The 21,928-nt window shown below is 60.8% G+C and carries 24 protein-coding genes; 12 read left to right on the forward strand and 12 right to left on the reverse strand.

Annotation, left to right across the window (positions count from 1 at the left end):
* Positions 1-2 precede the first annotated feature (2 nt).
* From MU521_RS15545 to MU521_RS15575, 7 genes are all read left to right on the forward strand, one after another.
* The gene (locus MU521_RS15545; protein WP_092694713.1) at positions 3-695 is read left to right on the forward strand and encodes a cobalt-factor II C(20)-methyltransferase; all 693 of its coding nucleotides are present in this window, start codon (positions 3-5) and stop codon (positions 693-695) included.
* A 224-nt stretch (positions 696-919) separates the two neighbouring features.
* Entirely contained in the window at positions 920-1,150 is a 231-nt protein-coding gene (locus MU521_RS15550) for a hypothetical protein (RefSeq protein WP_092661395.1), read from the forward strand.
* Positions 1,151-1,452: 302 nt separating this feature from the next.
* Positions 1,453-2,970, forward strand: coding sequence for a metal ABC transporter substrate-binding protein (locus tag MU521_RS15555; protein ID WP_092694711.1), 1,518 nt, complete (start codon positions 1,453-1,455; stop codon positions 2,968-2,970).
* Positions 2,967-3,188: a DUF7511 domain-containing protein gene (locus MU521_RS15560; protein ID WP_092661391.1), complete on the forward strand. Its 222-nt coding sequence runs from the start codon at positions 2,967-2,969 to the stop codon at positions 3,186-3,188. The genes MU521_RS15555 and MU521_RS15560 overlap by 4 nt, the downstream gene beginning before the upstream one ends.
* Positions 3,185-3,952: a metal ABC transporter ATP-binding protein gene (locus MU521_RS15565; RefSeq protein ID WP_092694708.1), complete on the forward strand. Its 768-nt coding sequence runs from the start codon at positions 3,185-3,187 to the stop codon at positions 3,950-3,952. The genes MU521_RS15560 and MU521_RS15565 overlap by 4 nt, the downstream gene beginning before the upstream one ends.
* A gap of 1 nt (position 3,953) precedes the next feature.
* On the forward strand, positions 3,954-4,997 hold the full coding sequence (locus MU521_RS15570) for a metal ABC transporter permease (protein WP_092694706.1): 1,044 nt from the start codon (positions 3,954-3,956) through the stop codon (positions 4,995-4,997).
* Entirely contained in the window at positions 4,981-6,258 is a 1,278-nt protein-coding gene (locus MU521_RS15575) for an FAD/NAD(P)-binding protein (protein WP_092694750.1), read from the forward strand. The genes MU521_RS15570 and MU521_RS15575 overlap by 17 nt, the downstream gene beginning before the upstream one ends.
* Before the next feature lie 77 nt (positions 6,259-6,335).
* Here the strand turns inward: MU521_RS15575 and MU521_RS15580 are convergent, their stop codons facing one another.
* The 11 genes from MU521_RS15580 to MU521_RS15630 all read right to left on the reverse strand — a co-directional run bounded on the left by MU521_RS15580 (position 6,336) and on the right by MU521_RS15630 (position 17,676).
* Positions 6,336-7,037, reverse strand: a complete 702-nt coding sequence (locus tag MU521_RS15580) for an NAD(P)/FAD-dependent oxidoreductase (RefSeq protein ID WP_092694704.1) — start codon at positions 7,035-7,037, stop codon at positions 6,336-6,338.
* Entirely contained in the window at positions 7,030-8,112 is a 1,083-nt protein-coding gene (locus MU521_RS15585; protein ID WP_092694702.1) for an oligopeptide/dipeptide ABC transporter ATP-binding protein, read from the reverse strand. Before MU521_RS15585 ends, MU521_RS15580 begins: the two co-directional genes overlap by 8 nt.
* On the reverse strand, positions 8,109-9,191 hold the full coding sequence (locus tag MU521_RS15590; protein WP_092694700.1) for an ABC transporter ATP-binding protein: 1,083 nt from the start codon (positions 9,189-9,191) through the stop codon (positions 8,109-8,111). The genes MU521_RS15585 and MU521_RS15590 overlap by 4 nt, the downstream gene beginning before the upstream one ends.
* The gene (gene nikC, locus MU521_RS15595) at positions 9,188-10,081 is read right to left on the reverse strand and encodes a nickel transporter permease (RefSeq protein WP_092694698.1); all 894 of its coding nucleotides are present in this window, start codon (positions 10,079-10,081) and stop codon (positions 9,188-9,190) included. Before nikC ends, MU521_RS15590 begins: the two co-directional genes overlap by 4 nt.
* Positions 10,078-11,028, reverse strand: a complete 951-nt coding sequence (gene nikB, locus MU521_RS15600) for a nickel ABC transporter permease (protein ID WP_092694696.1) — start codon at positions 11,026-11,028, stop codon at positions 10,078-10,080. The genes nikC and nikB overlap by 4 nt, the downstream gene beginning before the upstream one ends.
* Entirely contained in the window at positions 11,025-12,560 is a 1,536-nt protein-coding gene (locus MU521_RS15605) for an ABC transporter substrate-binding protein (RefSeq protein WP_092694694.1), read from the reverse strand. The genes nikB and MU521_RS15605 overlap by 4 nt, the downstream gene beginning before the upstream one ends.
* Positions 12,557-13,366, reverse strand: coding sequence for a creatininase family protein (locus MU521_RS15610; protein WP_092661373.1), 810 nt, complete (start codon positions 13,364-13,366; stop codon positions 12,557-12,559). The genes MU521_RS15605 and MU521_RS15610 overlap by 4 nt, the downstream gene beginning before the upstream one ends.
* A 1-nt stretch (position 13,367) precedes the next feature.
* Entirely contained in the window at positions 13,368-14,783 is a 1,416-nt protein-coding gene (locus MU521_RS15615) for an ABC transporter substrate-binding protein (protein ID WP_092694692.1), read from the reverse strand.
* Between the two features lie 607 nt (positions 14,784-15,390).
* Entirely contained in the window at positions 15,391-16,131 is a 741-nt protein-coding gene (locus MU521_RS15620) for a hypothetical protein (RefSeq protein ID WP_092694689.1), read from the reverse strand.
* Between the two features lie 23 nt (positions 16,132-16,154).
* The gene (locus MU521_RS15625; protein ID WP_092661367.1) at positions 16,155-16,415 is read right to left on the reverse strand and encodes a hypothetical protein; all 261 of its coding nucleotides are present in this window, start codon (positions 16,413-16,415) and stop codon (positions 16,155-16,157) included.
* Between the two features lies 1 nt (position 16,416).
* A complete protein-coding gene (locus MU521_RS15630) occupies positions 16,417-17,676 on the reverse strand; it encodes a GTP-binding protein (RefSeq protein ID WP_092694687.1) in 1,260 nt (419 codons plus the stop codon).
* A 292-nt stretch (positions 17,677-17,968) separates the two neighbouring features.
* On the opposite strand from MU521_RS15630, the gene MU521_RS15635 reads away from it, so the two are divergent.
* From MU521_RS15635 to MU521_RS15655, 5 genes are read left to right on the forward strand one after another with little or no spacing between them, the layout of a single operon-like run.
* Positions 17,969-18,652, forward strand: coding sequence for an energy-coupling factor ABC transporter permease (locus tag MU521_RS15635; RefSeq protein WP_092694685.1), 684 nt, complete (start codon positions 17,969-17,971; stop codon positions 18,650-18,652).
* Positions 18,652-18,966, forward strand: a complete 315-nt coding sequence (locus MU521_RS15640) for a cobalamin transport operon protein (protein WP_092694683.1) — start codon at positions 18,652-18,654, stop codon at positions 18,964-18,966. The genes MU521_RS15635 and MU521_RS15640 overlap by 1 nt, the downstream gene beginning before the upstream one ends.
* Before the next feature lie 6 nt (positions 18,967-18,972).
* A complete protein-coding gene (locus MU521_RS15645; protein ID WP_092694681.1) occupies positions 18,973-19,788 on the forward strand; it encodes an energy-coupling factor transporter transmembrane component T family protein in 816 nt (271 codons plus the stop codon).
* Positions 19,785-20,666, forward strand: coding sequence for an energy-coupling factor ABC transporter ATP-binding protein (locus MU521_RS15650; RefSeq protein WP_092694679.1), 882 nt, complete (start codon positions 19,785-19,787; stop codon positions 20,664-20,666). Before MU521_RS15645 ends, MU521_RS15650 begins: the two co-directional genes overlap by 4 nt.
* The gene (locus MU521_RS15655) at positions 20,647-21,372 is read left to right on the forward strand and encodes a DUF1405 domain-containing protein (RefSeq protein ID WP_092694677.1); all 726 of its coding nucleotides are present in this window, start codon (positions 20,647-20,649) and stop codon (positions 21,370-21,372) included. Before MU521_RS15650 ends, MU521_RS15655 begins: the two co-directional genes overlap by 20 nt.
* A gap of 214 nt (positions 21,373-21,586) precedes the next feature.
* Here the strand turns inward: MU521_RS15655 and MU521_RS21845 are convergent, their stop codons facing one another.
* Positions 21,587-21,925: a DUF7471 family protein gene (locus MU521_RS21845; protein WP_092694675.1), complete on the reverse strand. Its 339-nt coding sequence runs from the start codon at positions 21,923-21,925 to the stop codon at positions 21,587-21,589.
* Positions 21,926-21,928 lie beyond the last annotated feature (3 nt).

Raw genomic sequence — 21,928 nt, forward strand, 5'->3', positions numbered from 1 at the left:
CGATGACGCTGTACGGTATCGGCCTCGGTCCCGGTGCAGCGGACCTGCTCACCGTTCGGGGCAAGCGCGTGCTCGAAGATGTCGCGGTCGTGTACACGCCCGGACGACTCTCCCGGCGAGTCGCTCGGGAGTACGTCGCAGAATCCAAACTCGGTGATCTGGACTTCCCTATGACGCGCGATCCCGAGGAACTCCGGCGTGCATGGCGAGAGGCGGCTGACGCTGTCGCGCCGACTGCGCTCGACGGCGACGGGGCGTTCGTGACGCTCGGCGACCCCTGTATCTACTCGACGTTTGGACATCTTCGCCGGACGCTGGAACGGGAGCATTCGGATGTCGATGTCGAAGTCGTTCCGGGCGTCAGTTCGGTGACGGCGTTCGCCTCGGTCTTCGGCGTCGATATCGAGGCCGGCGAGGAACTCTGTCTGCGTGAGGCTGCTGACGGCGCTGCGCCGACTGGTCCCGAACGCATGATCCTGTTCAAAGTCACCGACGTGCCGACGACCCACGAGAAACTCACCGCCGCGGGCTACGACGTGACGTTCGGACGGCGACTGTTCATGGACGATGAGGACCCACTCATCACTGACGATCCGGACGAACTCGGCGAACGAGATTACTACACGCTTGCGTACGCGGTTCGATCCGACGCAGACCAGACAGCCGACGACTCACCGTTTTCCGAATTGGCCTAACCGGCGTATCGAGTCGCTTGTTTTCGGCCTTGCAGCGAGTGTTATCGAGTATTTCTCGAAGTAGCCCTTGCCAAAGATGGCGAAAATGAGGTATTTATTCAGTGCATTGAATATTGTTCGTTGGGATCAAAGCGTATTCCACGGACTAAATTGTTTTGACGAAAACAGGACTCTGGGAAGAAAAACATATTTTTATTATTCGGTAAATCGTATTCCTATATGCGATGGTAGTAGAAACAGCAGAACTCCAATCGGAACTCGAAGCGAAAGGTGAACTGATGATCGCAGTCTCGGAATTCGATGAACCATTGGAGATGCACCTCCACGATACGGCGATTGAGGACGGTGTCATTACAATCCAGTTGACTGACGGTGTCCTCACGTTCGATGTTGATGAGGTAGTGGCTTTCTGGCATCATACACATTCGCTCGCAGATTTCGGACTGGAAGACTAAGCTCAGCGGGGGGAGAAGAGTAGTCCACCAAGTTCCGTCACAGAGCCACAACGACCGGGATATCTCTATTCATATTTCGGAGACGGTGACTAGCGAATAGCTGGAAGAACCGAACTGAGTGTACTGACGCCATCCTCTGCACCTAGTACAATGGTGAGTGCCAATAGCAGCTGATTTTTAGCTGTTTCACTGGTGCAGGCGAGACTCTCTGATCGATCTCACCATGTAGTAAAAATATTGTTATTAAGATTGCTTCTAAAAATCATAGCTCTTATTACCTAGTCGACTATCGATAATAATTGATGGCAGAACATACACGCCGACGATTCGTTACTGGTGGAATCGGAGCAGTCGCTGCAAGTGCCCTCGCTGGCTGTCTGGGGGGCGGCAACGAATCCAGCGGGACGACTGCCCAGGCGTCGTTTTTCGTCTTCGGTGATTTCGCCTCGAAGGTCGCAGGCGACACAGCGACTGGCGAGACGCTCGTTCCGGTGGGCCAGCACGGCCACGGCTGGGAACCGGGGCCGAAAGTGCAACAGACCGTCCTGAAATCGGACCTGTTCGTTCACGGGATGGAGGGCTTCCAGCCGTGGGCCGACGACATCGTCGAGACGATCAAATCCGACGACGCCGACGTCGCCCTCGTGAACGCCAGTGCCGGTGTCGACCTTCGCGAGGCCGGGCACGCTCACGAAGAAGAGCACGGCCACGAAGGCGAAGACGAACACAGCGACGAGAGCGGACACGGCGGCTCGCCCCCGTGGGAGTGGGCTGGCCTGTATCACCTGGACGCCGGAACGTACACCTACGAGTTCGAGCAGGGGCCGGATCCACGGATGCACCTTGCCGTCCTCGCGACCGATGAGGGTGGCGACCACGGCATCCACCACGTCGAAGAAACTGCACACTCGCTGTACGAGAGCGGTCACGACGCACACACGCCGGTCGAAGCTGAAGGGACACTCACGCCGTCCTCGGAGTCGCTCTTCACGCTACAGTTCGCCGAGAGCGGGACGACGAACTACCGTCTCCAGATCGAGTCAGCCGGACACTACGTGCTGTTCGCCCAGCACGTTCCCTCGGAGTTCAGCGCGACGCTGTCGAACGAGAGTGGCACGTTGGTCTCGCCAGAAGTGACTGAAACAGCTGGTGGACACGAGCACGAGGGCGACCACGGCCACGAAGGCGAAGGTGAACACGAAAGCGATCACGGTCACGAAGGTGAACACGATCACGAGAGTGAGGGCGGTCACGACGGCGGACACGGCCACGACCACCCGGGCGGGATGGACCCGCACTTCTGGATCGACCCGGTTCGGGCGAAGACGGCCGTCGACAACATTCAGCAGGGCTTTGCGAACGTCGATAGCGGGAACTCGTCCACGTACGAGAGCAACGCCAGCGCGTACAAGCAGGAACTCGACGACCTACACAGTTCGATGCAGAGCAGTCTCGACGGGGCCTCGAAGGACGTCGTTTTCGTCGCAGGGCACAACGCCTTCGGCTATCTCGGCGCTCGCTACGGGTTCGAGGCCAAGACGCTGACGAGCGTCTCGCCGGACGATGAGCCGACGCTGGAGGACATCGAGCAGGCACAGAAACTCATCGACGAGCACGATCTCCAGTACGTCTGTGCGGACCCGCTGGAAAGTCAGACGGCTGCCAACCAACTCGTCGCAGAAACGGACGCCCAAGAGGTACTCCCGCTGACCCCGATTCCAGGACAGACCCAGGAGTGGGCTGACGAAGGCTGGGGGTACGTCGAGGTCATGGAGAACGTCAACCTCCCCACCCTGGAGCAGGCACTCGACGCACGATGACGAGTGAGTGCGAGTCGCATCGACGTGAGACTGACCCGGACTGGGTCGTCAGTCGTGACTGTGACCAGCCACCGCAACTGGCGTCGGCTGTCGTCGATTCCAAAGACGGGCCACCCCGGAGAACGATCTATCCGTCGGACGTGGACGAGATTTCGTTGCTGGCGCAGTGGCTGACGGCCGACGTGACGGATTTCGCCGACCTCGGGGAGTGGCGATGAACGGTACAACGGTCGAGACGGTTTCGGAGGCAGTCGTGACCGTCGAGAACGCGTCCTTTGCCTTCGCCGACCGTCCCGTGGTCGACGACGTCTCTCTCGAAATCGAGCCGGGCGCGTTTCTCGGCCTCGTCGGCCCGAACGGGTCGGGAAAGACGACGCTGGTCGAACTCATGCTCGGACTGCGCCGTCCAGACAGCGGAGCGGTTCGGCTGTTCGGCGAGCCGGCACACGCGTTCGACGACGGCGAACGGGTCGCCTACGTCGCCCAGCACGCGACGAAAGCGGCCGGTCGTATGCCAGTCACTGTCCGCGAAGCTGTCACGATGGGTCGGTACCCCCATCGGCTGGTCGGTCGCTTCTCGGAGACGGACCGACGAGCGATCGACAACGCGCTCGAACGCGTTGATCTAACCGAACTGACAGATCGCCGAGTGAGCCGGCTGTCCGGTGGGCAGCGACAGCGGGTGTTCATCGCTCGCGCGCTGGCTGCAGAGGCGGACCTGCTCGTCCTCGACGAGCCGACGGTCGGCGTCGACGCCGAGTCACGTGAAGCCTTCTACGACCTCCTGCACGATCTGAACGCGAATGGGATCACCATCATCCTCATCGAGCACGACATCGGTGTCGTCACCAACCACGCGACGGAGATCGTCTGCATCAATCGGGAGCTGTACTTCGATGGCGACCCCGAGACGTTCGTCGAGACGAACGCCCTGGCCGACGCCTATGGGGCCGAACAGGCCGTGCTGGAACACGATCACTGATATGTTCGGAACTACCGCTTCGCTGACGCTGTTCGCGTTCGCCCCGTTCGACTGGTTCCTCGATGATCTCTACGGTGCGTTCATGGAAGTGCTTGCGAGAGTGCTCGGGATGCCGGCACTCGAGTACGCCTTCATGCAGCGTGCCTATCTGGCCGCAATCTGTATCGGGATCATCGGTCCGCTCGTCGGCACGTTCCTCGTCCACCGAGAGATGTCGATGATCGCGGACACACTCGCGCACACGGCCTTCGCCGGCGTTGCCGTGGGGCTGTTCGTCAACAACGCCCTCTCGCTGTCGCTCGCACCGATTCACAGCGCGCTCGTCGTTGCCGTCGGCACGGCGTTGCTCGTGGAACTGCTCGTCCAGTACGGCGACGTCTCGACGGACACCTCGCTAGCGATGGTGCTGACCGGCGGCTTCGCGCTGGGGAGCGTGCTCATCACGGCGACCGACGGTGGCATTGCAGTCGGTATCGACGCGTACCTCTTCGGCTCGCTCGCAACGGTCTCCAAAGCCAGCGTCGGTCTCCTGGTCTTCATGACCGGACTCGTGTCGGCCGCGGTTGCGGTCGCCTACCGACCGCTGCTGTACGTCACCTTCGACGCCACAGCAGCACGGGCAGCGGGTATCAGCGTCACCTGGTACAACCGATTGATGGTCGTCCTGACCGCGCTCGTCGTCGTCAGCGCGATGCAGGTCATGGGTGTCATCCTCGTCGCCGCACTGCTCGTCATTCCAGTCGCGACTGCCGACGGGTCGCGCAGTTTCAAGCGCTCCCTTCTCGCGGGCGTCCTCGTGGCCGAAATCACCGTCGTCACGGGCGTGACGCTCTCCTATCAGTACGGACTCGCAGCGGGCGGCACTATCGTCCTCACCGGAATCGGGCTCTACGTGCTGTCTCTGGTGTATCGGCGGCTCGGAGTTCCGACGCGAATGCAGCACAGAACCGGCCGGTGGCGACTCAACAAGCTGTCCGAGCGGATTCACGGCGACGCCACTGCCGAACCGAAAGCCGATGGAGGGTCCGATGACGAAAGACGGTGAGACCCACCGCGACACTGCAGTCGTCATTGTCGGCTGTGGCATCCACGGGACGACTCTCGCCGTCCGCCTGCTCGCCGAGACTGACCTGACGACGGACAACATCCGTATCATCGACGAACACGGGGAACCGCTCGCAGCCTTCGAGGCGAAGGCTCGACAGTGCGGGATGGAAACACTACGTTCGACGTTTGTCCAGCACGTCTCACCGGAACCGTTCAGTCTCGAGTCGTTCGCCGAGGGGCGCGACCGAGAACACGAACTCGTCCCGACCAGGAACTACCCGCCACGACCGACGCTGTCACTGTTCCTCGACCACGCACAGTTTGTCGTGGATCAGCACAATCTCACGGAGTCGGTCGTCGAAGCGCGGATGACGAACGTGACTCGACGGGATGACGGCGTCACGGTCGAGACGACGGGCGGTTCCTTCGACGCTGGGTCTTTGGTCTTGGCTATCGGGATGGGGGGCGAGTATACCTGGCCGACGTGGGCCGACCCAATCTCGGACAACGAACGAATCCAGCACGTCTGGAACGAGTCGTTCTCACCCACAGAAACTACGGCATCCGGAGAGTCACTCGTCGTCGGTGGTGGGATTACAGCAGGGCAGGTCGTGACTACGCTCGCCGAGCGGGGCGGTTCCGTAACGCTCTGTCATCGAACGCCGATCGAGACAGCCGAATCGGAAGCAAATCCGTGCTGGATCAACTGGCGACACGTCGAACGTGAGCTGCACTGTTATCCACCCGGTTCTGAACGACGCTACCGAACCGTACAGCAGGCACGGAACGACGGCACGATACCGCCGTATCTGTTCGACGAGATCAAGGATCTCGAACGGCATACCCACCTCGACTGCCGACATGGCACTATCGAAACGGTCGCACCGGTCACTGACGGACTGCTCGTGCGGTTCGGCGACGGGACCAGTCGAACTGTCACACGCATCCTCCTCGCGACCGGATTCGAGTCGCCGTTCGACTCACCGACGGCTGCCCGTATCGCCTCTTGGCTTGATCTCGAACGTGGCTATTGCAACGTGCCGGTCCTCAACGACGAGGCGCTGGCCTGGCAACGTCGGGAGGGAGAAGGTTCCCAGGTCTACGTGACCGGTGCCCTCGCTGAGGGAACAGTCGGTCCGCTCGCGCGCAACGTCGTCGGCGCGAAGCGCGCTGGCGAGCGGATCGCTACCACATTCGATGGCGGGCAAGGGGATGAGTACGGTCGACCGACGCCCGGACGGTCGCTCGCAGACGACTGATCAACGACGAGCGGTGAGCGATCCTCCTGCGAAACCCTGACGGAAAGATCGATGACGGCGGCATCGGTCTCGGACCGCTACTCCGATCGATCAGTTTCGAAAAAGGACGACATGAAGTCGGTCGCACGCTCGATACGGTTTCGCCGTTCGTCGTGGTCAATCTCCTTGACACCCACCGGGACCTCGCGGTCGTAGGACTCGTAGTAGCCCTCTAGAGCGATCCAGTCGTTGTAGAACTCCGTGTCCAGTTCTTCGATGATTTCGAGTGCGACACGGGCACCGTCCCCTGCGTTGACGATTGCCTGATGATGGGTGTCTGTGAGCCGGCCAGCGGCGTATACATCGTCGACGTTCGTCTCCCCGCGTTCGTCGGTCTGGACCACGGAAACGGAACCAGACGACTCCGTTTCGGTTCGTACCCCTAATTCGTTGAGATATGTGCTGTCCGACCACGAGGCAGCGAGAATTCGCTCAGCCAAGATTGAGCGCTCGCCGAGGTGGAGAACGATTCCATTACCGTCGGTCTCCGCAGATTTGACTGTGCCGTCGACGAGACTACAGCCCGCCTCTCGGGCGTGTGTCTCGACTAGTTCGAGCAACGCTCGCGGTTCAATACCGAGCGGAAAGCCCAGGTAATTCTCGACGAAGGCGGATTTTCGAAGCGTCGATCGGTCGTTCGTGACGACGACGGTGTCGAGTCCGGCCCGGCTACAGAACACACCAGCCGAACAGCCAGCAGGACCGCCGCCGACGATTGCGATGTCGTAACTCTCAGTCATGAATTCGTGATGATCGAGTACTGCGGTTCGGTTGGTACGATCGGTCCTCCTCGCACTCGCCCGTGGCTTCCGGAGCGTGAAAGCACCGGACTCGCGCGCCCTCGACTGTCTCGAACTCGGGATGCCTCTCGGCACACTCTGTCGTCGCCGCGGGACAGCGGGGGTGGAACGGACACCCGGTCGGTCTGTCCGTCGGATCGGGTGGATCGCCGTCGAGCGGTGTCGGGGGTGCCACCCCCGGATCCGGACTCGGAATCGCCTGAAGTAACGCTTCGGTGTATGGATGATTCGGATCCCCGAACAGTCCGTCTGCTGGCCCGACTTCGACGACTTCGCCGGCGTACATGACAGCGATCCTATCTGCGAGATACTGTACAACAGCCAGGTCGTGAGAGATAAATAGATATCCGATACCGAACCTCTGCTGCAGGTCGGCGAGCAGGTCGAGGATCGTCGCCTGTGTCGCCACGTCCAGCCCCGATACCGGTTCGTCAAGGACGATCACGTCAGGGTTGTGTGCCAGAGCTCGGGCCAACGCGACGCGCTGGATTTGCCCACCCGATAACTCGCGAGGGTACCGGTCGGCGATCTCCGGGCCGAGATCGACGCTGCACAACAATTGCTCGATGTCTCCGAGACCGCGTTCGTTTTCCGAACCCATGTCGGCGTCATGTCTGGCCTCGGAGAGCGACCGGCCGACCGGCCACCGCGGATCGAAACTTTCTCCGGCGTGTTGAAAGACGACACCGATTCGTCGACACTGCCCGGCGGAGCGATCCGATACCCCGCCGACGCGAGTGCCGTCGAGACGGACCTGTCCGCGATCCGGCGTGAGCTGGCCGGTGACGAGCTTCGCGAGCGTCGATTTCCCGCAGCCGCTCTCACCGACGAGGCCGACGGTCTCACATGGGTGAACAACCAGCGATACGTCACAGACCGCTTTTGCTGACGAGTCGCTGCCAGAGAGCCGTTCCAGAACCGAATTGCGTACCGAGAACGACTTGGAGACCCCACGTAACTCGACCACGGGGGTGTCCGACGGGGGTTCGAACGCGTCCCGATCAGGTTCTATCATTCTGTCGTTCCCCCGTCTGGCGTCGGTGACACTCGCTGTGGAGACGACTCTCGAGTGGCGGGTAGTGGCGCCTCGAGGCAGCTCAGTCGGTGTTCGGAACTGCGTTCGGTGGTCGGGATGGGACCCTCGCGACACGCCGCGGTCGTGTGACGGCATCGATCTGCAAACGGACACCCCTCGTGGCCGTCGACGGGATCCGGCGGCCGGCCCTGTGCCGAGTGAATCCGCTCACCAGAGTCTGTGTTCCGGACAGAACAAGCGAGCAGCGATCGGGTGTATGGGTGGGCCGGATCGGTCAACACCCGCTCGACCGGGCCAGCCTCCATCACCTGACCGCCGTACAGGACGATCACGCGATCACACGTTTGCGCGATGACACCGATATCGTGGGTGATGAGGAGTATCCCAACGTCTCGCTCGTCTCGCAGGGAGCGCAGCCGTCGCAGAATGTCGGCCTGTGTCGTCGTGTCGAGTGCAGTAGTGGGCTCATCGGCGATCAGCAAGGAGGGTTCACTCGCCAGAGCAACCGCGAGGACTGCACGCTGACGGAGCCCACCCGAAAACTCGTGTGGGAATGCCGTCGAGCGCGACTTGGGACTCGGGATGTCCATTTGGCCCAGTAATTCGACGGCACGCTCTCGCGCGTCCGCCCAGGCTGACCGGTCCCGGAACGGCGGCACGCCGAGGAAATCGAGGAGACGCTGGCGGTCGTTCGTCTCGTGGATCCGCACCGCCTCGGCGATCTGCTCACCGACCGGGAACACCGGATTCAGTGTCTCGGTCGGATCCTGGAAGACCATCGAGATCTCGTTGCCGCGAAGTCGTCGCAGCGTGGATTCTTCGGCAGTGGTCAGTTCGATACCTTCGAATTCGATCGTCCCGCCGGCGATCCGTCCTGGGTCTTCTAGTCTGCAGATAGATCGGGCGGTGACGGACTTGCCGCTGCCGCTCTCGCCGAGGACGCCGACGATCTCGCCACGGTCGACGGTAAACGATGTGCCGTCGACCGCGTGAACGGTTCCGCGATCGGTGTCGAAGCGAGTATGGAGGTCTTCGACGCGAAGCAGTGGTTTGCTCATAGTTGTTCCATCTGTGCCGACTGTGTCGGTGAGAGTGTGTCTCGGAGACTATCTCCGAGCAGGTTGAACCCGAAGACGGTGAACATAATACAGACGCCCGGGGCGTTGACGAGCCACCACGCCTGGCGCAGGTAAGTGCGGCCCGACGCGAGCATCGTTCCCCACTCGGGCGTCGGTGGCTGTGCGCCGAGGCCCAGAAACGACAGGCCCGCAGTCCCGAGAATGACGCCACCAATATCGAGAGTCGCGAGGACGACAACCGGTGCGACGACGTTCGGTATCAGGTGCCGGGCGGTAACGTGGGTCCGGGTGTGCCCGAGCAGCCTGGCGACCGTCACGAACTCCCGTTCTCGGACCGAGAGGACGCTACTCCGTACGAGCCTGGCGTAAGAGGCCCAGCCCACGACGGACAGTGCAAGCATCACGTTCACCAGACTCGGCCCGAGTATGCCGGCGATGACGAGCGCGAGGACGATTCCGGGGAACGCCAGCAGCGTGTCGACGAGCCGCATCAAGGCCTCGTCGATCCACCCCCCGGCGTAGCCAGCGACGAGACCCACCGCCGTGCCGACGACGAGTCGGACACTGGTCACCGCGAGGGCGATTCCCAGCGACAGTCTGGCACCGTGAAGGAGTCGAGTGAGCACGTCGCGACCGAGCTGATCGGTCCCGAGCGGATGCGTCAGCGACGGAGCTTCGAGCCGGCTACTTAAGTCCTGAGTGGCCGGATCGTATGGCGACACGATCGGTCCGAACACCGCGAGGACGAGCAATATAAATACAATTCCGAGACCGACCTGCGCGAGGCGATCCGCCGGAATCACCTCGGTCCACTCATCGCGCTGGTCACTCTCTTGCCGTACTCCCGTATCGGCTGCCGGTCCACTCACGTTGGTTCACCCCCGAGTTCGATCCGCGGATCGAGCCGACTGTAGGTCAGATCGACCACGAAGTTCGTTACAACGAAGACGACGCCGATGAGTAGCGTCACGCCCTGTACGACCGGATAGTCGCGTGCGAAGATCGCATCGACCAGAAGCGTTCCAAGTCCTGGTCGCTGGAACACGACTTCGACGACGACCGCGCCGTTGAGGACGTAACTCAACTGCAACCCGACGATCGTGACGACAGGCACGAGCGCGTTCCGGAGCGCATGCTTGTAGACCACGATCCGCTCTCGCAACCCCTTCGACCGGGCGGTGCGGATATACGCGTCGTCGAGTACGTCCAGCATCGCCGTCCGAACCAGGCGCGCGATCACCGCGGCCATCCCAGATCCGAGCGTCAGTGCAGGGAGAACCAGATATTCGGGGCCCTCCGCACCGGCGACCGGGAACAGGTCGAGCCAGAGCGAGCAGACGATAATGAGCAGGTACCCGAGCCAGAAGTTCGGCATGGAGATGCCGACGAGCGCGCCGAGTTGTGCGGCGTAGTCGGTCCGACTTCCCGGCTCCACCGCGCTTGCTATCCCAGCCGGAATAGCGATGACAATCGCGACAAGCATTGACGCCACGGCCAGTGCGATCGTGTTCGGAAGTCGCTGGGCGATCATCGCACTGACCGCCTGGTCGCTGTAGTACGACTGTCCGAGATCGCCACGGAGTACATCACCCATCCAGCGGGCGTACTGCATCGGGAACGGATCGTCGAGACCGTTGGCGACACGGAACTGTTCGACCGCCGCTTGAGAGGGGCTTTGTCCTCCCATCTGCTGGGTGAGAATCGTTCGCGCCGGATCGCCGGGCGTGACGAAGATCAATCCGTACGTGAGAAGTGACACGGCGAACAGGACGACCCCCATCGTCAGCAACCGCTTCGACAGGTGCCACCCATTCATTGCTGGTCCGTGACGTTCTCCAAGTGATAGCAGGACTCGATCGGATGGGGTCGATAGGCCTCGACGCCAGCACGCGTTGCGACCACGTTGGTGTAGTAGGTGAGCCAGCCAATAGGGAGGTCTCGCTGAAGGATGTGCTGTACTTCAGCGTACCGCCCGAACCGCTCGTCTCGATCGGTCGTCCGTCTGGCTTCTTCGAGGCGTCGATCGACCGTCTCGTTCTCGTAGCCGCTGAACATAGTCGCAGTCTCCGAGTGAACGAAGTCTGACAACCGGTCCGGGTCGGGATACCACAACACCGAATTCGACCAGAGAACGGCGTCGAACGATCCGTTCGTGGCTCGTTCTTTGATCGTCGACGATTCCATTACTTCGATGTCGACTTCGAACCCGACCTCGCCGAGTTGTGTCTGTATCACCTGTGCGATGGTAGGGAGCAGTGGGCGAGTGTCGTACGTCCAGATCGACACGGAGAGGGGGTCGCCATCTCGGGTGCGACCAGTACCGTTCGGTTCCCAGCCAGCCTCGGCCAGGAGATCGCGCGCCCGGCCTGGATCGTGCTCGTACGGTTCGAGGTCGTCGGCGGCCCAATCTGTCACATCCGACGGAAATGGACCGACGGCTGGCGACCCAAGCCCATTCAGCAGATTTTCGACGATCGTCTCGCGGTCGACTGCGTGCATGACCGCTCTTCGAACTCGTCTATCTGCGAACGGTGAGGAATCTAGATCGAATACGAGGTACCGCGCCCGTGGAATCTGGTACGTGTGAGCGGTGATGTCGTCGCGTAATTCGAGCGAATCGACCGTCTCGTTCGGAAGGATCCGGGCCATGTCCAGTTCGTCGTTTTCGAGTTTCAGCCGACGGGTCTGGTCGTCGGTAATTCCTTCGTAGACCAGCGTCTCGATGCTCGCGTTCTCACCGTGGTAGTCCGAATTTGCACTCGCTGTGATACTGGAACCCTGATTCCAGCTTTCGAACTGGAACGGGCCGGTCCCGATCGGTTCGCTGACAGACCCATCGTCGGCGATTGCAGTGGGGGAAACGAGACAGGTCGATCCTCGGGTGCAGTGTGCCGGTAGTGGCGAAAACGGCTCGTCCGTCTTCATCGTCAGCGTCCGATTATCAGCTGTTTCGATCGATTTGACCGGCACGGAAGCCATCGAACTCGAGTCAAAGGCTCGCCTGAGCGATGGGAGTACTGTTTTCGCTGTCAACTCGGTTCCGTCGTGGAACGTGACGCCCTCACGGAGGTCAAATTCCCACGTCTCGTCGTCGACCATGCGCCAGTCCGTGGCTAGACCCGGAGCCACGGTCGCATCGTAATCGACGGTCAACAGCGGTTCGAGTACACTTATACGTCGCCAGAGCCACCCGTTCACGACCGGGTCTCGCGAATCCGGCGTCCATGGAGAGCCAACCGTGAACACGTCTTCTTTTCCACCGGTACCGCTGATTGCCCAGTAGCCACCGAGGCCGGTAATCCCGGCCCCGAGTCCGGACAGTTTCTGTCGTCTGGTGAGTTCGATCATCGTGTTCCTCTATCGGCAGATACATCCCCAGATTTCACGTCGGTACTACGCTGCTCGTTCTCCCGAAGCCACTCGATGAGAGCAGTGAGTTCGTCGACGGCCGTTTCGAACAGGCGCTGTCCCTTCGCCGCCGACGCACTCGTCGGATCACCGACGACACCGTTCTCGCTAAATTCGTCGGTGAGCCCCGCCACCTGTGCCCCGTGGATCCACTCGCCCCAACTCTCGGTGTCGCCTTTCTGGGGTGTGCCGACCAGTTCCGGCACGAGGTAGCGCAGGACGCTCGTCTCGGCTTCGCCGGCATGGCTCACGTCTTCGTCGACCGCGTCTGTCCATGCCCAGTACTGGGCATCGAGCGCGGTCTCTCGTCGCAATTGACGACAGACCGCTTTCAGCGCGGTCCGGTTTCCGCCGTGGCCGTTTACAGTGACAACTGTCTCGATGCCCCACGCTTCCGTCGATTCGAGGACGTGGAAGGTGTAGTCCCGAAACACGTCGGCTGGGATATCCAGCGTTCCAGGGAAGTTGCCATGATACGGTGCGATACCAGCCTGCACGGCCGGAAGAGTGAGGGCTTCCACCCGCCCCGCTGTTGCCTCCGCGATGGCCTCGGCGATGAGGACATCAGTCCCGAGCGGGCCGTGTGGCCCGTGCTGTTCGATGCTCCCGACCGGAAGCAGGCACACGTCGATATCGGACTCCGCTATGTCGGTCCACGACTGCTGTCGGACCTTCACGGCGTCCCACGCTCTGTGCCTCTCACTCGGATCGACGGACCACTCCTCCGGGAGATCATTCCCCGCCATGTCACTCACTCTGTGTGAGGCCGGACCAGCCGACCATGTTGTCGACTGGGTGCCAGTCGATCCCGGTGATATCAGCCTGTCGGCCGAAGACGTACTCGTTGTAGTACAGGGGAATGACTGCACCGGTCTCGACGACCCGTTGTTGTACCTCTCCGTAGTAGTCGCGCTTTTCGGCCATCGTCTCGGCCCGGTACCCCTGCTCGATCAACCGGTCGACTTCGCCGCCAGGATTGTAGACGCCAGTTCCGTTTTGCTCGTAGAGTTTCCGATTGTCACTCCCTTCGGAGTGGAACATCGCCCGGATGAGGTAATCACTGGCCGCACTGTTCGAGCCGAACCCGACGAGTGTTAGGTTCGCCTCGCCAGACGTGAACGTGTCGTAGAACGACGCCGGACCGACCTGTCGGATCTCGCTCGCGACGTTGATTTCATCGAACCAACCTGAGAGGATCTGTGCGATAGTCCTGTCGTCGGTATTTTGACTGTTGATCAGGATGGAGAGTGTTTCGCCGCTATAGCTGGACTGTGCGACCAGTTCCCGGGCCCGTTGTCTGTCGGGTCCGTACGTCGGAAGGTCGTCGTGAGCTGCCCAGGGAATGACCGAAGAAATCGGACCGGTGGCTGGCTGGCCAATTCCGTTCAGGACGCTCTCGACGATCTGGCGCTGATCGACGGCCCAGTTGAGCGCCTGTCGAAGTCGCTCTTCGTCGGTCGGTGACGAGTAGAGGTTAACCGCGACCAGTCCTGCTTCAGGCGTGAGTTGGGTTTCGATCGCCGTTCCGGGGGCCTCACGCAGGGAGGTGGCACGGCTCTTCGGGATTTTCTGTGTGACGTCGGCCGACCCTTTCTTGAGGGACAGTGCTCGTGTATTCGGGTCTTGGATCCACTCGAACGTGAGTTCGCTCGGCTTTGCCGTCTCATTCCTGTAGCCCTCGTACGGCGTGAGTGTGATCGACTGTTCTTCTTCGACATTTTCGACCCGGAAGGGACCAGTACCGGCCGGTGGGTCGGTCGCATCCGGGTGCTGGATGCCAAAGTAATTATGCGAGATTGTACCCGGAAAGGCAGGAAACGGCTCCGTCGTCTGGAACCGGACAGTGGTTTCATCCACTGCGGAAACGCCATTAGGCTCGACGCCGATCCATCCAGGAACCCACGACAACTGTTTGAAGACCCTGTCGAACGAGTGGACAACAGCGTCGGCTGTCAGCGGTTTGCCGTTGTGGAAGGTGACGTCCTCCCGAAGCGAGAAGTCCCACGTCGTCTCGTCGACGGCTTTCCAGTCGGTGGCCAGTAACGGTGCCGTCTCCATCTCATCGGTGGTCTCCACGAGTGGTTCGAAGACGTGGGTGTAATACGGAGAAACACCGTGGAACATATCCCACTTCTCCTGTGTAGGGTCCCGGGCGAGCGCCACTGTATACGACCTATCCGAATTGGCTTCCGAACCACTACAGCCCGCAACAAGTCCGGCAGCCCCAGCCGCGGCACTGCCGAGCAGTTGTCGTCTGGAACAGGCTCTACGCATCGACGATCACCGACCGATTGGACCTGGAGACTGCCCGTACTGAACCGGAAGACGCGCGTGACTCCGCGCGATTTTTCCATACATCTCCTTCTGTCTCGTTTAGTATCACATGAGTGCCACCACGCCCCCTCAAGTAATCAATTTTGGTTTGATTAACTAAATTATATTTGTAAAAGGTCGGCCGTTGGCGCACGACGGAGATTGAATACCGTGGGTAATCTTCCACTGGATTGCGCATCGCGGCCGATAGGCCGGTACCAGATATCTCCATTACACCGTCCATCGCCTTCTCCTTCGACTGCTGAGTGGTCATATCCTGCTGCATCGTGGTTATTATTCTTATGCTCTTTTCTAATAAGTGTTGTTAATAATTACTACTACTTTATTACACTAGTGACTCGAGAACGGATGTGTCTCGCTTTGAGAACGACCGATGAACGGCGAACAAGAAGGGAATATCCTATGATAGATCCTGAAGCTCGGAAACGACGGTATTTCAGGTATCGAACGTTCCAGTGCGTGCGATGACATGACCCTCGTGACAGCGGCAATTACACCGGAAGAAATCGGCTCCATAGCCGTTTCGCCGAAAGCTACGAACAATGCCGATGCCAGACGCGACGCTTTCAATTTCGACGTTGACGACGGATCGCCGACCGCTATCGAGTGCTGCTTTCGCTTCTCTCACCGGCAGGCGCTCACTCTGGAGGGCCTCGAGCAATATCGTCTCTATCGTCCATCCGTTGAGCGTGGGAATCTCTCCAGCCGACATCGCCGTCTCTATTATCTCGTTTTCATAGAGGTATTCCGCGAGTTCGAGACCGTCGAAGGCCCCAAGCCGATCTCGATCATCCTCTTCGAACCGGTTGACCACGAGGAACGTGTCCAGAGCATGACGGTCTGCGACCGTTTCGTACGGGGCCACCTGATCTAACGTCTCGGGCGTCGCGACGACAAATGCTGTATCGAGCGCGTCGGCCGCGGTCGCAAGTACGTCCACACCAGCGTCGTAGTCGAGGATCGCCCAGCTGATACCGAGCGTACCGCTGTCCATCGTCGAGACCTGTGGCTGATCGAAGAAGCCTGCTGCCTCACCGGTAATCTCGACCGCTGTTCGCTCAGTGAGCCGATCTGCCGCTAGCGTAGCGACTGTCGTCTTGCCGACGCCTTCGGGACCGACGAATCCGATCCGCTTGTGATCGTGATCGAACTGTTGCTGTCCACCTACAACGCCCATACGTCCCGATTCAAGTCCCAAACTCATCGTCGAGCTTGCTTTCTGATGGCGGGATCGACCGCTCGATCGGCGGCGATCGTTTCCAGAGCGTCGGTCGCACCCAGGGCCTCCAACTCCGCGACGGCATCTCGGCGAAAGACACCGTGGAGGCCGTTCGTTCGCGTGATCGTTTTGAGTTGTCTGACTGCATCGAGGCGTCCGAGTTCACGAATCGCCTCACGACGCGTCTCACGCGGTGCGGACTTCGTGACGGCTCGTTGGAAGCAGGTACTTGCACTGGGCATCTTAGTCTGCCAGCCCCACTTCCTCGGCGCTCTCGTCGTCGGCCGGTTCGTCCTCGTCGTCGGTCGTGAAGACTGGGAACAGGTCGTCGAACGCCGTCCAGTCGGCGTCCATTTCGGCCTCTGTGAGCAGCGCATCGGTCAGTGATTCGCGCACTGTGTCGTGGTCCATGTCGGTCCCGATGAGCACCAGCCGTGACGAGCGGTCACCGTACTCGGGATGCCAGTTCGCTTCGAGTTCGGGATACGTGTCGAGATACTCCTGTTGTTCTTTCTCCGAGAGAGCCGCGATCCACTGGCCGGCTGGTTCGATGCGGATCGACTGGCCGGCGACGTTCAGCCCGAGCCCCATCTCTTCACGGCCGGCGAGCCAGAAGCGACCCTTCGAGCGCACGACGTTCGGAGGGAACTCGTTCAACACCTCAGCGAAGCGCTCGGGGTGGAACGGTCGTCGAGCTTCGAAGACGAAGGATGTGACACCGTGTTCCTCCTCGGCGGACTCGTGTGGCTCTTCGAGTTCCTGCATCCAGCCGGCAGACTGGCTCGCCGCCTCGAAGTCAAACCTGCCCGTGTCGACGATATCGTCGGGATCGACACGACCGTGTTCCGTCCGGATGATCTTCGCCCGTGGCTGCAGGGTCTCGATCATCGCTTCGATTTCGTCGAGGGTGTCCTCGTCGACGAGGTCACACTTGTTGAGCAACAGGACATCACAGAATTCGATCTGCTCGACGAGGAGATTTCCGAGGTCCTTCTCGGTGTCGCCGTCCATGAGCGACTCCTCGGAGTCGAACGTCGTCCAGAACTGGTGGGCGTCGACGACGGTGACTGTCGTGTCGAGGTCGTAGTAGTCCATTACCTCGATACCCGTCTCCTCGTAGAACTCCGTGGGGTCCAGATCGGCCTGGTCGAATCCCATCGTGAGCGTCTGCGCCACGGGCAGCGGTTCGGCGACGCCCGTCGACTCGATGACAAGGTAATCGAAGTCGCGCGCCTGCGCGAGTTTTGCGAGCGCGTCAAGCAGGTCACCACGAAGTTCACAGCAGATGCAGCCGTTCGACAGTTCGACGAGTTCCTCATCGTCTTCGGAGATGTCTGAGTGTTCCGCGACGCGGTCGGCGTCGACGTTCACTTCACCCATGTCGTTGACGAGCACCGCGATGTCTGCGGCTCGCTGTTCGGTAAGCAGGTGATTCAGCGTGGTCGTCTTCCCCGCACCGAGGTTACCGCTCAAGACGGTGACCGGGATTGAGTCTCGACTCATTGCGTTATTAACGCTAGCGACTATTTTATTTAAAATTGGCTATTTTATATACGTCTTTAACATCACTAAGATTTTATATTTGCAATTTCCGAGTCTCTACCCAGGGCTTCAGTCTTCTTGATCCGGTTAGCGGGACATTTTGGGCCGATTCCGGACTGATTCGATAATGCCTGACATGGGAATGTAGACGCTGGCAGTAACAAATCTAGAACCAAAATCTGGAATCAATAATAACTACTATGGCTCTAGAGCGTAGATTTATTATATCTGCACTCTAGATTGCTAACTACACATGGCACACATTCATCTCGGTGAGGGGTCGTTCCCGTTGTGGGCGCTGGCCCTCTGGACGGCCGTCGGCGTCGGACTGATCAGTATCGTCGTCTATCGCGTCCGGAAAGGCGGCATCAAAACTCAGCACATCGCGCTCGCGGGCATCGGCGCGGCCGCGAGTTTCGCGGTCTTCCAACTCAACCTGCCCGTGTGGGGCGGCATCCACATGAATCTCACCGGGCTGGTCGGCATCCTCGCAGGTCCGACCCTCGGGGCACTTGTTGCACTCGTCGTCAACATCTTCTCGGCCGCACTCGGCCACGGTGCGGTCGGCCTGCTCGGGGCGAACACCCTCGTGAACGCCACGGAAGCGATCGTCGCCTACTACATCTTCAAGACGCTGCTGGGGATGGACTGGGATATCTTCCCCGCGAGTGCCGGTGCCGCGACCATCGGTCTCTCGGCCGGTGCTCTCCTGATGGGGGCGATCATCGTCATCAGTGGCGTCAACGGAAGCGCACTCCCACGCGCGGACCTGACGGTCGCTGTGGCTGGCCTCGTCGGCCTCAACCTCGGCGTCGCCGTCATCGAAGGGATACTGACCGGCTTCATCGTCCAGTTCCTCGCGTCGGTTCGGCCCGACCTCGTGGGACTGACCGACCGCCAGCACGATGACGAGGAGCCCGCGGGGGTGACTGCCTAATGCAGCGCTGGAAGCAGTACGGTAGCCTCGCAGCGCTGTTCACGGTTGCCGTCGCGGCTGGGTTGTGGGGATTCAGAGCCACCGGCGGCGCCCTTCCGTGGGCCAAGCGGTCGGCGAAGGCGCTCCAACGCGGCGTGAAAGAAGGGGGCGGCTCGCTCGTCGATCTCGGCCGGGGCGTCATCATCGCCGGCCCGATTCGCAAGGGCGGCATGGTTCTGGAGTTCGTCGGGCTGGTCGTCCTGCTGGTCGTCGTGGGCGTCGCTCTCTACATCTACGCCGACCGGTATCGCGGCCGGAACAATAAGGCGGCCTGACAGCTGATGACGACGCTCTCGAACCACGTTCCCGACCCGCGACTCATCACGGCCTACGCGGAACACCGCGATAGCCCACTGCATCGCGTCAACCCGTGGACGAAGTTCGGCATCGTCGGCGCGCTCGTGCTAACGGTGACGGTGGCAGACGCGCTGGCGATCCTGGTGGGCGTGTACGCCGCGACGCTGGTCGTGTACGGCGTCGCCGGCCTGCCGTACAAACGCCTGGCGCTCTGGTACACGCTGCCGTTGCTGTTCATCGTCTCCGTCGCGGGCCCGCTCGCCTTTCTCGAACCTGGGACACCAATCGGCGGTGCGCTCGGGACGCCGCTCGGAGAACTATCGGTCACGTGGGAGGGTGCAATCCTCTTCGCGGAGCTGTCCTGCCGGTCGCTGACCGTCGTGACGTTCGCGCTCACCGCGACGATGACAACCCGGTACGCCGACATCGCGTACCTGCTTGGGCGGACGCTTCCGAGCCCGATCGATCAGGTCGCCCTCCTTACCTACCGGTTCACCTTCGTCATGATCGAGACGCTCGAAGACCTCGTCAAGGCTGTCCTCGCCCGCGGTGCGAGCCTTTCGGAGTTCTGGGCGAACCGGCGCACCTACGCACGCATCCTCGGGATGACGCTGTTGACGGCCATCGAGCGGTCCGAGCGGCTCGTCAAGTCAATGGAGGCCCGCGGCTACGATGGCGACATCACACTCTACGGCGACGTTCCACGCCCGCCCCTTCGTGAACTCGTCGCGGTCGTCGCGTGTTACCTCGCCGTCGTCGGCTACGCGCTGATCGCCGTCTACGGGGTGATCCCTGTATGACCGACCAGTCCGCCGCTGGGGACCCACTCGTTGACCTCCACTGTGAGGCCCACACCTACCCCGACGGGACCGTCGGGATGCACGAGGTCGACTTCCAGGTCTACCCGGACGAGGTCGTCGCACTCGTCGGCGGGAACGGCGCAGGCAAATCGACGCTGATGGAGCACCTGAACGCGACGCTCGTGCCCGACGACGGCGAACTCGTCGTCGATGGTACGCCGATCACCGAGGAAAACAAATCGCACGCGCGGAAGCAAGTCGGCTTCGTTTTCCAGGACGCCGATACGCAACTCGTCGCGCCGACGGTGCTGGACGACGTGCTGTTCGGTCTCCAGAACTACGGCGTCCCAGCTGACGAAGCTCAGGAACGTGCGCGAGAAGCGTTGGCGACTGTCGACGCGAGCCATCTCGAAGACCGGATTCCCCACTACCTGAGTGGTGGCGAAAAAAGGCTGGTCGGTCTCGCTGGCGTGCTCGTCCTCGAACCCAGCGTCATCGTCCTGGACGAGCCTCTCGCAGGTCTCGACCCGGACCGCTCTCGTCTGGTCGCCGACCGTATCACGCAGATTCACGAAGAAGGCATCAGCGTCGTCCTCTCGACCCACGACCTCGAGTTCGCAGCCGAGGTCGCAGACAGAATCTGCGTGATGCATGACGGGAACGTCATTGGGGAAGGCACACCACGCGAGGTGTTCTACGACCCCGAATTGCTCGCCAAAGCAAACCTCCACCCACCCAGTGCCGTCCGCGTTGCCCGTGACGCGGGACTGGGCACCGAAACGCAACCGGTCACGGAGGCTGAACTCGTCGAACTCCTTACTGGGAGTGAATCAGGACGGACTGCGACATCGCACGCCGATGGACACAGAACAGACTGACGGCTGGTCCCGGTTTCTCGGGCCACCCATCAGGCGTGTCGAGGATGTGGCACTGAAGTACGCGTGGGTAATCGTCGGTATCAATCTGCTCGGGACAGTCTTTGGCTTTTGGTACTACATTCCTCAGTTCCGTCTCGAGCCGCTCGTCGCGTGGCCCGTCGTTCCAGACAGCCCGATGGCAACGCTGTTCATCGCGCTCTCACTGGCCTTCTACAAACTCGGGCGGCCGAACGAATACCTGAACGTGCTCGCGTTTTTCGGCTGTCTCAAACTCGGCCTCTGGACGCCGTACGTCCTGACGGTGTTCGCGGACGCGTTTCTCGCTACGGTCGTTGCACCGCCGCAGATCGTCCCGTCTCTGGGCCAGGAACTCGCGTCGAAGGCGATGTACGGCTTCTTGTTCGTGTCTCATCTCGGGATGGCTGCCGAGGCGTTCCTCGTCCGCAGGTACAGTGCATTCCCGCTCCGTGCGATTCTCGTCGCTGTCGTGTGGTACGGGTTCAACGATCTCGTGGATTATTTCGTCCCAATCGTCGGGACACCACATCATACTCTGCTCCCAGTTGAGCCAATCGTGGACGGAACAGTGCAGCACGTCTCACCAGCCCACGAGATTGCGGCGGCTGGTGCAGTTGTACTCACCATACTGGCGACAGTGTTGGCAGTGGTGATCCAGCGGATGAGCGATCAAACAAGTACTGACTGAGGGATCGATCCGCCTAACGAACGCATATTTCATTGGAATGAAACTGCGAACGTTGCCTCGTGAGGTGACATCTCTTTAGGAGGGCATCCGAACCGTAGGTTGACGGTTTGAGGTACCACTGAAAGAATTCAGACCGGGATTTCCACAACTACGGAACATCGAACTGTTCAGTTTGATCCAACGATATTTATCGTTTCGATGTAGCGTACTTCGGTCACGATTCGTACTCTGGCGTGCGATCATCCGATCGCGCTAAATAGACCGCTGCGACGACGAGCGCGACCAACACCACGTCGAGCCCGTGTTCTAGCAAATGATGGTTCGCAGGCGAGAGATATCCCATCGTCGACAAACCTGCAACAGCAGATCGGGCGAACAGCGCAGCGAACGCGCCGACGATCAACAAATATGACCGGGAACGCCGTTGCAAGAATGCAGCGAGTGCTAAGCCGAGCAGCAGGGCAGTTGCGGCAGCAGCAACAGTAAGTATCGTTATGAATGGCAACGACGGACCAGTAGCGGTACCGACGTGGAGTAGATGCCACTGAATCATAAC

This window comes from Halorientalis regularis (assembly GCF_023698535.1).
GTDB lineage: Archaea > Halobacteriota > Halobacteria > Halobacteriales > Haloarculaceae > Halorientalis > Halorientalis regularis.